Origin of the sequence: Sphingomonas endolithica (assembly GCF_025231525.1) — a bacterium.
GTDB classification, from domain to species: Bacteria; Pseudomonadota; Alphaproteobacteria; order Sphingomonadales; family Sphingomonadaceae; genus Sphingomonas; species Sphingomonas endolithica.
Window position 1 is genome coordinate 3,540,601 of sequence record NZ_CP103057.1, and the last position, 14,990, is coordinate 3,555,590.

General features: G+C 65.1%; 14 protein-coding genes and 1 tRNA gene. 4 read left to right on the plus strand and 11 right to left on the minus strand.

Annotated features, from left to right (window positions below; genetic code table 11):
• Nucleotides 1–19 precede the first annotated feature (19 nt).
• From NV382_RS16700 to NV382_RS16715, 4 genes are all read right to left on the minus strand, one after another.
• Nucleotides 20–514 carry a DUF4411 family protein gene (locus NV382_RS16700; RefSeq protein WP_260597842.1) on the minus strand — a complete coding sequence of 165 codons (495 nt, stop codon included), beginning with the start codon at nt 512–514 and terminating at the stop codon, nt 20–22.
• Nucleotides 514–1,704: an ImmA/IrrE family metallo-endopeptidase gene (locus NV382_RS16705; RefSeq protein ID WP_260597843.1), complete on the minus strand. Its 1,191-nt coding sequence runs from the start codon at nt 1,702–1,704 to the stop codon at nt 514–516. The genes NV382_RS16700 and NV382_RS16705 overlap by 1 nt, the downstream gene beginning before the upstream one ends.
• Nucleotides 1,705–1,783: 79 nt before the next feature.
• Nucleotides 1,784–3,133 (minus strand): tyrosine-type recombinase/integrase, encoded by a 1,350-nt coding sequence (locus NV382_RS16710; protein WP_260597844.1) that lies wholly within the window; start codon nt 3,131–3,133, stop codon nt 1,784–1,786.
• 165 nt (nt 3,134–3,298) lie between these two features.
• Nucleotides 3,299–3,389: transfer RNA gene (locus NV382_RS16715), tRNA-Ser, on the minus strand.
• A 99-nt stretch (nt 3,390–3,488) separates the two neighbouring features.
• On the opposite strand from NV382_RS16715, the gene NV382_RS16720 reads away from it, so the two are divergent.
• Entirely contained in the window at nt 3,489–4,352 is an 864-nt protein-coding gene (locus NV382_RS16720; protein ID WP_260597845.1) for a peptidylprolyl isomerase, read from the plus strand.
• A gap of 208 nt (nt 4,353–4,560) precedes the next feature.
• Here the strand turns inward: NV382_RS16720 and NV382_RS16725 are convergent, their stop codons facing one another.
• From NV382_RS16725 to NV382_RS16740, 4 genes are read right to left on the minus strand one after another with little or no spacing between them, the layout of a single operon-like run.
• Nucleotides 4,561–5,139, minus strand: a complete 579-nt coding sequence (locus NV382_RS16725; RefSeq protein ID WP_260597847.1) for an ABC-type transport auxiliary lipoprotein family protein — start codon at nt 5,137–5,139, stop codon at nt 4,561–4,563.
• A gap of 11 nt (nt 5,140–5,150) precedes the next feature.
• Complete coding sequence (locus tag NV382_RS16730) at nt 5,151–6,116, minus strand: MlaD family protein (RefSeq protein ID WP_260597848.1); 966 nt, start codon at nt 6,114–6,116, stop codon at nt 5,151–5,153.
• The gene (locus tag NV382_RS16735; RefSeq protein WP_260597849.1) at nt 6,116–6,943 is read right to left on the minus strand and encodes an ABC transporter ATP-binding protein; all 828 of its coding nucleotides are present in this window, start codon (nt 6,941–6,943) and stop codon (nt 6,116–6,118) included. The genes NV382_RS16730 and NV382_RS16735 overlap by 1 nt, the downstream gene beginning before the upstream one ends.
• Nucleotides 6,943–8,052, minus strand: a complete 1,110-nt coding sequence (locus NV382_RS16740) for an ABC transporter permease (RefSeq protein ID WP_260597850.1) — start codon at nt 8,050–8,052, stop codon at nt 6,943–6,945. Before NV382_RS16740 ends, NV382_RS16735 begins: the two co-directional genes overlap by 1 nt.
• Nucleotides 8,053–8,114: 62 nt before the next feature.
• On the opposite strand from NV382_RS16740, the gene NV382_RS16745 reads away from it, so the two are divergent.
• On the plus strand, nt 8,115–8,798 hold the full coding sequence (locus tag NV382_RS16745) for an HAD family hydrolase (protein ID WP_260597851.1): 684 nt from the start codon (nt 8,115–8,117) through the stop codon (nt 8,796–8,798).
• Between the two features lie 4 nt (nt 8,799–8,802).
• On the opposite strand, the gene NV382_RS16750 is transcribed toward NV382_RS16745, so the two are convergent.
• On the minus strand, nt 8,803–10,068 hold the full coding sequence (locus tag NV382_RS16750; RefSeq protein WP_260597852.1) for a DUF445 domain-containing protein: 1,266 nt from the start codon (nt 10,066–10,068) through the stop codon (nt 8,803–8,805).
• Between the two features lie 125 nt (nt 10,069–10,193).
• Between NV382_RS16750 and NV382_RS16755 the strand changes: the two genes are divergently transcribed.
• Complete coding sequence (locus NV382_RS16755; protein ID WP_260597853.1) at nt 10,194–11,288, plus strand: CaiB/BaiF CoA transferase family protein; 1,095 nt, start codon at nt 10,194–10,196, stop codon at nt 11,286–11,288.
• A gap of 469 nt (nt 11,289–11,757) precedes the next feature.
• On the opposite strand, the gene rnc is transcribed toward NV382_RS16755, so the two are convergent.
• A complete protein-coding gene (rnc, locus tag NV382_RS16760; RefSeq protein ID WP_260597854.1) occupies nt 11,758–12,429 on the minus strand; it encodes a ribonuclease III in 672 nt (223 codons plus the stop codon).
• A gap of 8 nt (nt 12,430–12,437) precedes the next feature.
• Complete coding sequence (lepB, locus tag NV382_RS16765) at nt 12,438–13,274, minus strand: signal peptidase I (protein ID WP_260597856.1); 837 nt, start codon at nt 13,272–13,274, stop codon at nt 12,438–12,440.
• 102 nt (nt 13,275–13,376) lie between these two features.
• On the opposite strand from lepB, the gene pgi reads away from it, so the two are divergent.
• Nucleotides 13,377–14,870, plus strand: coding sequence for a glucose-6-phosphate isomerase (pgi, locus tag NV382_RS16770; RefSeq protein WP_260597857.1), 1,494 nt, complete (start codon nt 13,377–13,379; stop codon nt 14,868–14,870).
• Nucleotides 14,871–14,990 lie beyond the last annotated feature (120 nt).

Below are 14,990 nucleotides of genomic sequence, written 5' to 3' on the forward strand. Positions count from 1 at the left end.
GGAGCCGTGCGGTGGCTCGTCAGGGCTGATCCCAACCTGTGGTAAAGTCCAGCTCTCGTATTAGTTCGACCGGCGATCTCCACGGCACACCAAGGTCGTTGCAAATGTCTGGCACTTTTCGTTTTGCGCGCGTCTTGCTGGACCGAGAGACTTCGCCTGTGACAACGATCCGATCGGCATGGCCAAAGACGGCGGCTATAAGAAACGGGTCTTGTCCGATTGTGATCAGCTCGTCCTCAGTGAGGTTGTCACCGTACTTCGTCAGCACCGCCTGAACCTTGGCTGGGTCCGCCTCTTCGGTCAAACGAAGTAGCCTCTTGGTGTCGGCCTGCTTCATCCAGCCGGCCAAATCATCATTGCCAGTCTCAACTTCACCATAGGTCTCGGCGGGCATCATAACCGTGCCCGCCTCCGCGTGATGGAGCAACCAGCGCCAAAATTCGGGAACCCGATTTAGCGCATACCAGCCATTGTGCGCGTTGATCAACGCGTTGGCGTCCAAGAGGTACAGCATCAGGCCGTCGCTCGCCGGGGCTCAGCCAGCAGGGGATATACAGCCATCGGCTTGACACCCAACATCCGCGCGGCACGTGTCGGCGTCAGCGAGCCGTCCGCCATACCCTGCCGGGCGATAGACAAGAGAGCGGCACCAAGACGATGACGGCGGACTACATACCAGTCAGGGCCGCCGGTACTACCGCGGTTCTTCTCCTTAGTCCGGGCCTTCAAGGCGAGCCATTCGGTGCGAAACTGGTCCCGTAGTTCTTCCCATCTTCCGCGGGTCAATCGTCCAGCGCGAAATAGCTGGTACGCGATCATCGAACGACTAACTCGAGCGCGTTGCGCGAGCGCGTCGATCTGGATGACGTCCCGCGCTCCCCCGACAAGAGGCACAGAAGCAACTTCAGCCTGAGTGATCAGGGATGCGGCTGCTGTGTCGTTGCAGAGCTGCTCAACGTCACCTTGAGGCGGCCCCCCGCTCACTCCGCTTTCCCCAATCAACAGGTGGGCCAATTCATGCAACAAGGTGAAAGACCAAGCTGCTTTCGCGTCCTGATCGTTGACTACGATAAAGGGAGCCACCTCGTCCGCAATGGCAAAACCCCGGAAGATCCCAACATCGATTGCGGTCGACCAATGGCCGCAATCCCCCGCAAGCAGCACGAACACGCCCCTGGCCTCGGCCAGCGCGCGCAAATAGCCAAACGCTTCTTCCGCCGACGCTCTAGCTCGAAATTCAGCGCGGCTAAAGCCAATGGCCTCAACGAGCGCGTTGGACAGTCTAGCTGCATCGCGAACGCCGGCCTGAGACCCCACTAAAGCTACCTCAGAAACATCTTCGTCATCTTCTAGCGCGTCACGTACGAGGGACTGCCTTGCCTTCACGTCTCGAAGCAATGTCGCAAGCAGCACATTCGATGGATCGCCTTGGTCCGGCAGACTACGGAAATCCTGGCCGAGCTCTGCCGGAACAGGCACCTTCGTCATGTAGAATGTAAGCAGCGGTCGATGGTAGTTCTGGCTCATATTCCGCAATTGAGCCATTGTGGGCGTGCCATCTCCAGCCTCAAGCGCTGCTAGGCGGTCCGCACCACTCACCCCCCGGGCGGCATTGAGGCCGATTTTGCGGGCAGCCGTCTCCAAGTCGAGACCGGCAGTCTCTCGTGCCCAGGTCAGGATCTCTGGATTCAGGCCAGCCACCATGTCGTAATGCACCGCCTCCGGTTAACGCGCCAGTCGCGGTAGCAGCGTACCTTAAATAATATGCGCTACGGCGCGCCCGCTAGGCCGTCGTCTCGATTTCGTTCCTCGGCCCCTTCGGTGACGTGTCCGCCCACCGGATCGGCTGCCCGATGTGCGTCACCGGATCCGGCAGATCGGCAGCAACGAGGTCACCCCAAGCCTGGGCGATCTCCCGGCGGCGCGGCATGTAGGCAGCGCGGTTGTAGGCTCCCTCCACCTTGTTGCCGGGAACGTGCGCCAACATTAGATCGATCACGGCCCGGTCACCTTCCTCCCGATCGGGATGCTGGTTCATGATCGTCGAGAAGGCAGCGCGAAAGCCGTGCGGCACGTGGCGCTGATAGTAGCCGGCGCGGATCAACAACGCGCGTAGCGTGTTCTCGGAGATCGGGCGGTGCACATGCCGCTCGCTCGGGAACATCAGCTTGAAGCTACCCGTGAGCGGCCGCAGCGCCTGAATGACCTCCACGGCATGCGTGGAGAGCGGCACGACGTGATCACCGTCCTCCTCGGCCTTCTTGTCCTGATTGCCCTTCATACGGGTCGCAGGGATGCGCCAGACCGGCTCAGGCCCGTCCAGGCCTTCCAGCTCAACCCATGCTGCGTTCTGGATCTCGTTGGGACGCACAGCGGTAAGCGCCAGCAATCGGAGCGCGAACTTGGTTGCGGCCCGGCAGCGCTCGGCCTCACAGTTCGCCAGCATGGTCTGCACGGCCTTTACCTGGTCGTCGTAGTCACGGATGCGGTCGATCACCGACGGCTGCTTCTTCGCACGAGGCTTCTTGCGCAGCGCCTTGCCGAGACTGGCGGCCGGGTCGGTCTTCGCCACGCCGATCGAGATCGCATAGACGAAGATGTCGGAGATCCGCTGGCGAACACGGTGCGCGGTTTCGATCGCGCCGCGCTGCTCGATCGCATTCAGCAGCTCAAGCACCTTGGGAGACTCGATCTTGCCCAGCGGCAGATCACCGATCGAAGAGAAGACATCCGTCTCCAGGCTGCGCAGCACGTCCGCGGCGTGTACCGTCGACCAGGTTGGTGAGCGGAGCTCGAACCACCGGCGCGCGATGATTTCGAACGTGTTGCCACCCTCGATCGCGCGCGTCTTTGCGGTGATCTTCTTCTCGACGGCGGGATCGCGGCCGTCGCGGATCATCGCCTTGGCCTCATCTCGCTTCGCCCGGGCGGCGAGCAGCGTCAGGGCGGGGTAGGGGCCGAACGTCAGCGTCTTCTGCGCAGGCTTGCCGGCCGCGTTCTTCCCGAAGGTGTAATTCATCCGCCAGTGGCGCCCGCCAGCGGGCGTGACGTGGAGGAACAGCTGGGCAGAATCGACCAGCTTGTATGCAGCCTCCCTGGGCTTGGCGGCCTTGCATTGCGCGTCGGTCAGCACGTCCGTCTCCGATACCATGTTTTTGCGATCGCATACCATGCGATGTACCATGTCGATCGGTGAACGCGTGAGAACAGATGTGAACACCGTCCCTCACATCAAAGGCCAAAAACGGCAGTTTTGCAAGGGTTGGTGCACGTGTGGGAACTGTGGCGCATGGTATATTGGCGGAGCGGGTGGGATTCGAACCCACGATACGCTTTTGACGTATACTCACTTTCCAGGCGAGCGCCTTCGACCACTCGGCCACCGCTCCGCATGTCCTGGACGGAAGCGGCTGCCTAGAGGGTGTCGGGCCCTTGCGCAAGCGGGGAAGGATTTGCACGCCGCCGCGCGACTGTGGCACATCGCTGCCATGATCGCTCTTCTCCTCGCCTTGCTCGCCATACAGGCAGCGCCGGCCGCGCAGCCTGCCGCACCTTTGCCCTCCGACGCCGTCGCCGGTGATTGGCGAGCGATCCCCGACGACGAATTGTTGGTCATGACGCTGAGCGGCAATCGGGCGGTGGTGATCCGGCTGGCGGCCCGCTTTGCGCCGGCGCATGTGGCCAATATCCGCACGCTGGCCCGGGCGCATTGGTGGGATGCGGCGAGCGTGTACCGGGTGCAGGAGAATTGGGTGGCGCAATGGGGCGATGCCACCGAACGGAAGCCGCTGCCATCGGGTGTGGTCGACGTGCCGCCGGCCGAGTTCGAGATCGGTGGTTTCGCGCCGGCGCAGATGCTGCCGCGCCCGGACGGCTACGCGCTCCGCGCCGGCATCACCGCCGATGGCTGGCCGATCGCGGGAGACGGCAAGGCGGCGTGGCTGACGCATTGCTACGGCATGGTCGGCGTGGCGCGGGATGCCTTGCCGAGCACGGGCAGCGGCGCGGAACTGTTCACCCCGATCGGACAGTCGGCGCGGCGGCTCGACCGCAATTATACCGTGGTCGGGCGGATCATCGAGGGGATGCAGTATCTCTCCGCTATGCCGCGCAGCGACGCGCCGCTCGGCATGTACGCGACCGAAGCCGAGCGAACGGCGATCGTCTCGGCAAGGCTGGCGAGCGATATGCCCAGCGGCGAGCGTCCACGTTTCGAATATCGCGCGGCGGATACATCGCGTTTCGCCGCACTGATCGCTTCAAAGGCCAATCCGGCACCGCCGACCGTGCCTACCGGCTTGACGGTCTGTGACGTGCCCTTGGCCACCCGCCGGGTAGCCACGCGCCCTTAGACGGCAAAGACGGTGCAATTCACCCGATTTCACCCGTTCGTGTCGAGCGAAGTCGAGACACCTTCCCTAGCGCAGGTGTCTCGACTTCGCACGACACGAACGGAAGGGGATGAGCCAATCCGAAGTCACCGCGCCGAGACATCTGACGACGTTGGCATCATCCCACCATCCGCTCGACACGAACGGCGGGACGTAAGGTCAGCGCACTCTAGCGGCCCACCCAGTCCGCCACTTCGACCGCCACCTGGTTAGCCGCCTGGTTGATCGCGATGCCGGCGGCATTCGGCTCGATCGTCGCCAGCGGCACGCGCGCCTCGAAGCGGCGCTTTTCGACGATCGTGCCATTGACGCGGATCAGCGAGCCCTCGAACGTGACGACCGCTTCGCTACGCGTCGCATCGACACCGAAATTGCGCAATTCACCACTCAGCCGTGCACCGGGATCTGACAACGACTGCGCCGTGCTGAGCACGACCCGGCCGGTGCGCGCGGCGACCGTGTCGGACATCAGGCGAGCGAATAGGCGGGCGGGCTGCTCCACCCACTGCGCCTTGGCAATATAGGCGACGTCGGTGTCGCTCGATTGCACCGGCACGCGCGTCGTGGCGAGCGCTTGCGGTACGGCGGGCACGGCGATGGTGATCGTCGCGGTGCGGGCGGAGCTCTGCGTCTCACCCGCGGGCAGGGCCTGTGCGGCAGTCAGCGTCAGCAGCGAGGGCGGGGGTTCCGCGCCGAAGCTGATGCAGCCCGCAAGCGGCAGGAATGCGATCAGGGCGAATTTCTTCATCTGCGGGCGCCTCATTTCTTGCCTTTATAGTCGGGAAGCTTCGGCGATCCGACCAACGCGCCCGCCCCACCCTGATCGATCTTCTCGGCGACCGAGGTGAGCGCCGCCGACATCACGCGGAGATCGTGCACCAACTGCCCAACCTCAGGCACCGTCTGCTTGCTGAACGCCTGCAGGCCTGGCCGCGCGTCACCGATGGCGCCATTGAACGCCTCCATGCTGCTTTGCGCCGCATCCACCGCGCGGGTGAGCTTGGCGGCGGCGGGGCGGATGTCCTCGGCGATCAGCAGGTTGGTCGTGCCAGCCAGCTGACCAATCTGTTCGGAGGCGATGCCCGCCTTCTGGATCGCGACCCGCGTTTCGGCGAGCGTCGCCGCGATCTCGGGGCCGCGGTCGGCCAGCGCATTGGTCAGCCGGTTGGTATTGGCGAGGATGCCGGCGATCGAATTCTGGTTACGATCCGACAGCAGGTCGCTCAGCCGTTCCGTCAGAGTCGAGATGCGCTCGAGCAATTGCGGCGCGGAACTGAGCAGGGCGCCCAGGCCGCCAGGCTTGGTCGGGATCACGGGCACGCCGAACGGGCAGCGATTCTGTGCATTCTGGTCGGGGCAGACGATCGGTGCCGCGCCCTTTTGCGCGCCGTCCAACTGGACCGTGCTGGTACCGGTGAAGCTGCCCTGGACGGTTGCCGTGGTGCCTTCTAGCACCGGCGTCTCGTCCTTGACGGTGATGCGCACGCGGACGAACTGCGGATCCTTCTTCCACAGCGCGATCTCCTTCACCTGGCCCAGTGGCACGCCCGAATAGGCGACCTGCGAGCCCTTGTTGAGGCCGTCGACCGATTGCTTGAAGAAGATGTCATATTCCTTCTCCGACGTGCCATTAAGGCGCGCGATCCACACCGTGAACAGCGCCAGCACGGCGAGCAGGATCAGTACCACGGCACCGACCAGGACATGGTTCGAACGGGTTTCCATCAGCCTTCAGCCCTCGTTTCTTCCCGCGCGTGCGTACGTTCTTCATAGCGCTCGATCGACGCCGTGGCCGCGCGGCCGCGCGGGCCATTGAAATAATCCTGGATCCACGGATGATCCGTGGCCAGCAGTTCCGGGATCGTGCCCACCGCAATCACCTTCTTGTCGGCGAGCACCGCGACCCGGTCGCAGATCGCATAGAGTGTATCCAGATCGTGCGTGATCAGGAAGACGGTCAGCCCCAGCGTCTTCTGCAGCGCCTTGGTCAGCTCGTCGAACGCCGCGGCGCCGATCGGATCGAGCCCAGCCGTGGGTTCGTCGAGGAACAGCAGGTCCGGGTCCATCGCCAGCGCGCGGGCGAGCCCGGCGCGCTTCTTCATGCCGCCCGACAGTTCGGACGGGAATTTGGGGCCGGCATCGGCGGGAAGACCGGACATCACCACCTTGTAGGAGGCGATTTCGTCGAGCAGCGCCGGATCGAGTTCCGGATAGAATTCGCGGAGCGGCACCTGCACGTTCTCGGCGACGGTCAGCGTCGAGAACAAGGCACCGCCCTGGAACAACACGCCCCAGCGCTTGCGCACGTCGATCGCGTCGGTCTCTTCGCGCCCGATCGTGTCCTCGCCGAAGACGGTGATGTCGCCGGCGATCGGTGTCTGCAGCCCGATGATCGAGCGCATCAGCACCGACTTGCCGGTGCCCGAACCGCCGACCACGCCAAAGATCTCGCCGCGCTTCACGTCGAGATCGAGCCCGTCATGCACGATCTGCTCGCCGAAACCGGTCTTCAGCCCGCGGACGGTGATGATGTTTTCGCTTTTGCGATCCATCAGATCCATCCCACCCAGGTGAAGAACACGGCAAAGAAGGCGTCGAGCACGATGACCAGGAAGATCGCCTGCACCACCGCCGCCGTGGTGCGAATGCCGACCTGCTCCGAATCCGATTCGACCATCATGCCCTGGAAGCAGCCGGCAATGGCGATGATCGCCCCGAACACCGGCGCCTTGACCAGGCAGACGAACAGATCGGTGATCGGCACGACTTCGCGGATGCGTTGGATGAAGGTCACCAACGGAATATCGAGCGAGATCCAAGCAAGGAAGGCACCACCGCAAATCGCGATCAGCGAGGAATAGAAGGCCAGCAGCGGCATCATCAGCACCACCGCCAGCGTACGCGGCACAACGAGCGCTTCCATCGGCGAGACGCCGATCGTGCGCATCGCATCGACCTCTTCGGTCAGCTTCATCGTGCCGATCTGCGCCGCAAAGGCGGAGCCCGAGCGCCCCGCGACCATGATCGCGGTCATCAGCACGCCCAGTTCGCGCAGGGTGAGGCGGCCGACCAGGTTGATCGTAAACACTTCGGCGCCAAACTGGCGCAACTGCACCGCGCCTTGCTGCGCGATGACGATGCCGATCAGGAAGCTCATCAGGCCGATGATGCCGAGTGCCGAGACGCCGACGACCTCGAACCGCATGATCGTGGCATTGAAGCGGAAGCGGCTCGGATGACGGATCAGCGTGCCGAACGCCAGCACGGTCGCACCCAGAAAGCCGAGCAGGCCGTACATCGTGTGCAGCGCGACCATGGTTGCATCGCCGATCTCGCCGACCACCCGCGAGAAACCGCCGACATGCGCCGGGCGCATCTCCACCACCTGGTCGGCATTCTTGACCTGGGTGAGCAGGTGCTGCCCGTCTTCGTCCAACCCTTCGATCTCGGCATTGTTCGCGGCGGCGAAGCGCTGCACGATCCACGCGCCGACGGTATCGATCCGCTCGATCCCGGCAAGGTCGATTCGCCCGACCGGCCCGTCATAGGCGCGCAGGCGTTCGGCAAGATCGCCGATGCGCGGCAGCGTCAGGCTGCCGGTGAAGCGGATGACATTGCCGTCGCCGGTTTTGTCGGGGGAAAAGGCGGCGGCCTGGCTCATCGATTCGACCAATGCTGCAATCGCGCTGGATCGGCAAGCGGGTTGCGTCGTAAGGCGAAGCGATGGACGACGTTACCCCGCCGATCAAGTTGGCAATCTACGACATGGACAAGACGATCACGGTCCAGGCGACCTGGACCGGTTTCGTCATCAGGTCGGCGGGGCGCCAGGCGCCGTGGCGGCTGGCGTTGCTGCCGCTGGTCGGCCTGGCGACCGCTGCTTACGGCACGAAGCTGATCAGCCGCGGGCGCCTGAAGGTGGTGACGCAGAACCTGCTGCTTGGCCGAACGATGAGCGCCGCCGCCATTGCCGCCGCTGCCGAGCGCTTCGCCGAGCACGTCGTGCTGTTCGAGGGTGCGCAGGCGCGGATCGTGGCGGATCGTGCGGCAGGGTACCGGCTGGTCATGGCCACGGCCTCGTACCGCTTTTATGTCAGCGCGATCGCCGGCCGACTGGGCTTCGACGCGGTGATTGCCACCCAGTCGCGCGCAGGGCGCGACGGCGGCGTGCGTGCCGGCATCGACGGCGAGAATTGCTACGGCCCGGCCAAGCTGGCGATGATCGAGGCCTGGATGGCGGAGCAGGGGATCGCGCGGGAACAGGCGCATGTCCGCTTCTATTCGGATCATGTGTCGGATGCCCCGACGCTCGCCTGGGCGGACGAGCCGTTTGCCGTCAACCCGCACCCGCCGCTGCGCGCTCTGGCTGCCCTGAAGGGCTGGACGATCCTCGACTGGGAGAACTGACGCCTCAAAGCCACGTATCGATGGTGTGGATCACCAGCCCGACCAGCCCGCCCACCAGCGTGCCGTTGACCCGGATGTATTGCAGGTCCTTGCCGACCGCATTTTCCAGCCGTCCGGTGATCGTCTCGGCATCCCAGCCGCGCACGGTCTCCGACACCAGCCGCACGATCCCGTCGCCATAATCCGCCGCCGTGCCGACCACCGCGCGGCGCACGAAGCGGTTGATCGTCGCGCGCAGTCGCGAATCGCGCTGCAGCGTTTCGCCCAATTGCTTCAGCGCGTCGCCGAACTTGCCCGCCAACAGCTTCTCGGGATTCTGCGCGACGCGCAGCATCGCGGTCCGCGCCTGTTCCCACAGGCCGTTGATCCAGCCCTGCATCGCCGGATTCTCCAGCATCGCCAGCTTCAGCGCATCGACCCGCGCGGCCATCTCCGGCGCGTGCTGCAGGTCGTGGGCGAGCGTGGCGAGCGCTTCTTCCGCCTTGCCGCGCAACGGGTGGTCGGGATCCTCGGCCATGTCGCGCACGAGTTTCTTCAGCCCGTCGATGATCTTGTTCGACAGCGTCTCGTCCAAGCCAGTCCAGCGCATCACCGCGCCCGCGCGTTCGTGCACCATCGCACGGACTAGATGCTCGTTGGTCTCCAGGATCTGCCCGGCGGCGCGGACGATGCCGTTGAGGATCGGCAGGTGCCGGTCGTCGGCCATCGCCGCGCCCAGCGCCTGGCCGAGCAACGGCGCCAGTTGCAGGTTGCGCACCTGCTGCACCATCGCGCCGCGAACCATGCCGCCCAGCCGCTCCTGGTCGAGCGCCTGCAGGATCTCGATCGCCAACCGCGAGCAGCCGCGCGTCAGCCGCTTGCTCGACGTGCCCGGATTGGCCAGCCACTCGCCGGCGATGCTCGCCACGTCCATCCGCCGCATCCGCCGCGAAATGACGACGGGGGTGAGGAAATTGTCGCGCAGGAAGATGGCGAGCGTGTCGCCGATGCGATCCTTGTTGCGCGGGATGATCGCGGTATGCGGGATCGGCACGCCCAAGGGATGACGGAACAGCGCCGTCACCGCGAACCAGTCCGCCAGCCCGCCGACCATCGCCGCCTCGGCAAAGGCCTGGACGAAACCGAAGGCGGGGTGCCCATTGTCCAGCGCACGCGTTGCAATGAAGGTCGCTGCCATGAACACGAGCAGCCCGGTGGCGATGATGCGCATGCGCCTCAGGCCCTCAGGGGGTGCCTCCGACAGGCGCGGGGCGCGGACAAACAGCTTCATGCGCGGGACAATCCCTGAAAGCGGCGAATGTTCAAGGGGGGAAACGCCCAAAGGCGATTGCGCAGGGCGCCCGCGTGGCGGAATATGGCCCCAGGTTTGCGCAAGACGACCGACGGGGAGAGGGCATGACGGCAAGAGACGGAACGCCACGGGGGCCGCTTGCCGGTATCCGGATCGTCGAACTCGATGCGATCGGCCCCGTGCCGTTGGCGGGCATGATCCTCTCCGATCTCGGCTGCGACGTGGTGCGCGTCGGCCGCGGCGACGGGCGCATGATCGGCGGCGGCGTGCTGCAGCGCGGACGATCGCATGTTGCGCTGGACCTGAAGATTCCGGCGGAACGCGAAGCGGCACTCGACCTGATCGCGCAGGCCGACGGCCTGATCGAAGGCCTGCGGCCCGGCGTGATGGAGCGTCTCAAGCTTGGGCCCGACACTTGCCTCGCGCGCAATCCGCGGCTGGTTTATGGGCGGATGACCGGCTGGGGGCAAAGCGGGCCACGCGCACAACGCGCCGGGCACGACATCAACTATATCGCCATCACCGGCGCGCTCCATGCGATGGGCGGCCGGGACGCGCCGCCGCCGCCGCCGCTCAACCTGATCGGCGATTATGGCGGCGGGACGATGTTCCTGGTGACCGGCATGCTGGCGGCCTTGCTCTCCGCCAAGGCGACGGGGCAGGGGCAGGTGGTGGATGCGGCGATGACCGACGGCACCGCGGTGCTGAGCGCGATGTTCCACGGCTTCCTGGCCGATGGCTTCTGGCAGGATCGACGCGAGGCGAACCTGCTCGACGGGCACGCGCCATTCTATCGTTGCTATGCCTGCGCCGACGGCAAGTTCCTTGCGGTCGGCGCGCTGGAGCCGCAATTCTTTGCCGCGTTGCTGGCGGGGCTCGGCATCGCGCAGGATCGGTTCGTGCAGCATGATCGGTCGTGCTGGACGGAGATGGGCGCGCTGTTCGCCGCAACGTTCGCCGCGCGCAGCCGGGACGATTGGGCAATGCTGTTCGCGGACACGGATGCGTGCGTCACGCCCGTTCTGTCCTTCGCCGAGGCGCTGGGCGATCCGCACAACTTCGCGCGGGGCACGTTCGTCACCCAAAGCGGGGTAGCCCAGCCGGCACCCGCACCGCGCTTCTCGCGCACGCCAGCAGGGGTCGATCATAGCAGGGAAGGCGGAACAGACGTGGCAACGGTGCTGGCCCGCTGGGGCTAAGCGGGTAGGGGAGTACTGTTCCGGTGCAGCGCCCCTATCCCGTCACCCCGAACTTGTTCCGGGGGTCACCGGGCCGCAGATCGGCGGCCCACGACTATGTTGCACAGTGGACCCCGGAACAAGTCGGCAACTATCCCTTTGAGACATGGTTCGTCATCCCCGCGAAGGCGGGGATCCATAGTGGCGGGCTTAGCGGCTGAAATGCAGACGTTCGAGTATATGGATCCCCGCCTACGCGGGGATGACGGCGAATTACTTGTTCGAAGGGTACAACCGCCGAACAAATCCGGGGTGATGACGGTGACTTTGTGGCAAACCGCCCCAGCCCAACCAGGCAACCCTAGAGCACGACGACTTCACCTTACCCCGTTCGTGTCGAGCGAAGTCGAGACACCTTCCCAAGCGCCGGCGTCTCGACTGCGCTCGACACGAACGGAGAGGAGGATGAATCTCCCCCGATCCGCCAACCCTAACCCGTCAGCTTCGCCAGCAACGCCGTGGCCGCCGCAGTCTCCGCTTCCTGTTTCGAACTGCCCTCCGCCGTGGCTTCCGCGAGCGAACCGATCGACGCCTTGACGGTGAAGCGCGGCGCGTGATGAGGGCCGGAACGATCGACGATGTCGTAAGCCGGGGTGCGGCGGTTGTGCGCCGCGGCCCATTCCTGCAACGCCGATTTGGGATGCTGCGGCGCCGCGCTCTGCCGCTTCACGCGGTCGCCCCAGGCGGACCGGATGGCGGTACGCGCCACATCCAGCCCGCCGTCCAGGTAGAGCGCGCCGATCAGCGCTTCCATCACATCGCCCAACACATTGTCGCTATCGGTCGCGCCGTCGTCGCGCGCCTGCTTGCCGAGCTTCAGATGCGCGGGCACACCCAGATCGCGTGCGACATCGGCACAGACCGCGCCCGTCACCAACGCGTTCAGCCGCTTGGACAAGGCGCCTTCGGGCTCGTTGGGGAACAAGGTGAACAGCCACTCCGCCGTGACCAGCCCGAGCACGCGATCGCCCAGAAACTCGAGCCGCTCGTAGTTCGCTGCCGCCTGGCTGCCATGCGTCAGGGCGCGCTCGAACGGCACCAGATCGTCGGGGCGATACCCGAAGATCGTCACGATCCAGTCCTCCAGCCCGGCAGTCGCCACGCGAGAACTCAAAAGCCTTCCCCGATCCGGCTCCACCGCGCGGCAGTGAACCAGGTCCAGGGCAGCAGCCAGGAGGCACTGCCGTCGGTCGAGAAGAAGCCGATCACGGCTTTGCCCTCGAGATTCTCGAGCGGGACCATGCCGATGCCCTGACCCTTGGCCTGCGGGAAGCGGCTGTCGGCGCTATCGTCGCGATTGTCGCCCATCATGAAGACATGGCCGGTCGGCACCGCGAACACGCCGGTATCGTCGGCAACGGTCTGCCCGCGGTCGAGCACGTCGTAGCTCACCCCGCCGGGCAGAGTCTCGCGATAGCGCAGGTACCGGCAGATCGGTTTGCCGGCGGCATTCACGTCCTGATAGGCCGCCTCGCAATTGTAATTGGGGGACACCGGCACGGTGAAGTCGGCGATGCGTTCCTTGGGGATGGCGACCCCGTTCAGGAACACCTGGCCCGCCTTCATCTGGATCGTGTCGCCGGGCAGGCCGATCACGCGCTTGATGTAATCCTGTGCGTCGGTCGGCGGCGCCTTGAACACCACCACGTCGCCGCGCGCGGGCAGATGGGCGAGGATCCGGCCGGGGATCAGCGGCACGCTGAACGGCAGGGAATGGCGCGAATAGCCATAATTCCACTTCGAGATGAACAGGTAATCCCCGATCAGCAGGCGCGGCAGCATCGATTCGGAGGGGATGCTGAACGGCGAGAAGATGAAGCTGCGGAAGATCAGCACCACGATCGCCAGCTTCAGCAGGAAGGCGAGCGTCTCACGCGTCTCGGATCTGGGCTTTGCGTGCACGGGATCCGCAGGAGCGTTGCCGGGGTGCGTGTTGGTGTCGGACATCGAATTTGGTTTGGGGCGATGCGACCGAGGCGTCAAGCTGGCGGTTGTAACCAGGCGCCTTTAGGGCGATCTACGCTGCGACAGATTTTAACGAGGTGACCCATGCCGACTGCTGATTGGACCGCGATCGAGGCGCTGCCCGAGAAGAAGCTGACCGACCTGTTCGCCCAGGATGGGGAGCGACTGGAAACGTTTTCGCTGGATGTCGCCGGCATCCATTTCGACTGGTCCAAGACGCACCTGACCAAGGATGCGATGGCGGCGTTCGAGGCGCTGGCACAGCGTCAGGGGCTGGCCGCGAAGCGCGAGGCGCTGTTCGCAGGCGAGAAGGTCAACGTCACCGAAGGCCGCGCGGTCGAGCATACCGCGGAACGTGGCGAAGGTGCCGAGGAGAGCGTGGCGAAAGCACGCGCGCTGCATGCCCGGATGCGCGCGCTGATCGACGCGATCGAGGCCGAGGCGCTGGGCCCGATCCGGCATGTGCTGCACGTCGGCATCGGCGGATCGGCGCTTGGCCCCGATCTGCTGATCGACGCGCTCGGCCGCGATGCCGACCGCTATGATGTCGCGATCGTCGCCAATATCGACGGCGTGGCGCTTGAAGACGTCTTCCGCCGCTTCGATCCCGAGGCGACGTTGCTGGTGATCGCCTCCAAGACCTTCACTACCACCGAGACGATGACCAATGCGCAGAGCGTGTTGCAATGGATGACCGAGCACGGCGTGTCGGACGTGTACGGCAAGGTCGTCGCGCTGACCGCCGATCCGGACAAGGCGCTGGAATGGGGCGTGGACGAGACGCGCATCCTGCCGTTCAACGAAGGCGTGGGCGGGCGTTATTCGCTGTGGTCGTCGATCGGCTTCCCGGCGGCGCTCGCACTCGGCTGGGACTGCTTCCAGGAATTGCTGGAAGGTGCAGCCGAGATGGACCGCCATTTCCGGCTGACCGCGCTGCACGAGAACGCGCCGGTGATCGCGGCCTTTGCCGACCTGTACTACACGCAGGTGCGTCATGCCGAGACGCGCGCGATCTTCGCCTATGACCAGCGGCTTAAGCTGTTGCCGCCCTATCTGCAGCAATTGGAGATGGAGTCGAACGGCAAGGGCGTGACCACCGACGGCGAGCCGCTCGGCCGGCCGAGCGCGGCGATCGCCTGGGGCGGAGTCGGCACCGAGGCGCAGCATGCGGTGTTTCAGCTGCTGCACCAGGGCACGCACCTGGTGCCGGTCGAATTCGTCGCCTGCATCGAACCGGGCGATACGCTGGCTGAGGATCATCACCGGCAGCTGCTGATGAACGCCTTCGCGCAAGGCGCCGCCTTGATGAAGGGCAAGCAGACCGACGATCCCGCCCGCAGCTATTCGGGCGACCGGCCGAGCTCGACGATCCTGCTCGACGATCTCGATGCACGCTCGCTCGGCGCCCTGATCGCCTTCTACGAACACCGCGTGTTCGTGAACGGCGTCCTGCTGGGGATCAATTCCTTCGACCAGTTCGGCGTCGAGCTCGGCAAGGAAATGGCCAAGGCGGCAGTCGAAGGCGGCCAGAGCTTCGATGCCTCGACCGACGACCTGATCAAGCGCGCGTTCGGCTGAGCCAACCAGTCTTCACAACCCGTCATCCTGACGAACGTCAGGATCCAGCGTGCCTCATCGGCGATCGCCCGTGGGGTGCAATGGATCCTGACCTTGGTCGGGGTGACGGCACTAGGAACA

Bases quoted from the DNA above. Each gene is read 5' to 3' on its own strand.
- NV382_RS16700 (WP_260597842.1), bottom strand. From the start codon at position 514: ATGCTGTACCTCTTGGACGCCAACGCGTTGATCAACGCGCACAATGGC.
- NV382_RS16705 (WP_260597843.1), bottom strand. From the start codon at position 1,704: ATGGTGGCTGGCCTGAATCCAGAGATCCTGACCTGGGCACGAGAGACT.
- NV382_RS16720 (WP_260597845.1), top strand. From the start codon at position 3,489: ATGATCGCTCTTCTCCTCGCCTTGCTCGCCATACAGGCAGCGCCGGCC.
- NV382_RS16725 (WP_260597847.1), bottom strand. From the start codon at position 5,139: ATGAAGAAATTCGCCCTGATCGCATTCCTGCCGCTTGCGGGCTGCATC.
- NV382_RS16730 (WP_260597848.1), bottom strand. From the start codon at position 6,116: ATGGAAACCCGTTCGAACCATGTCCTGGTCGGTGCCGTGGTACTGATC.
- NV382_RS16735 (WP_260597849.1), bottom strand. From the start codon at position 6,943: ATGGATCGCAAAAGCGAAAACATCATCACCGTCCGCGGGCTGAAGACC.
- NV382_RS16740 (WP_260597850.1), bottom strand. From the start codon at position 8,052: ATGAGCCAGGCCGCCGCCTTTTCCCCCGACAAAACCGGCGACGGCAAT.
- NV382_RS16745 (WP_260597851.1), top strand. From the start codon at position 8,115: ATGGACGACGTTACCCCGCCGATCAAGTTGGCAATCTACGACATGGAC.
- NV382_RS16750 (WP_260597852.1), bottom strand. From the start codon at position 10,068: ATGAAGCTGTTTGTCCGCGCCCCGCGCCTGTCGGAGGCACCCCCTGAG.
- NV382_RS16755 (WP_260597853.1), top strand. From the start codon at position 10,194: ATGACGGCAAGAGACGGAACGCCACGGGGGCCGCTTGCCGGTATCCGG.
- lepB (WP_260597856.1), bottom strand. From the start codon at position 13,274: ATGTCCGACACCAACACGCACCCCGGCAACGCTCCTGCGGATCCCGTG.
- pgi (WP_260597857.1), top strand. From the start codon at position 13,377: ATGCCGACTGCTGATTGGACCGCGATCGAGGCGCTGCCCGAGAAGAAG.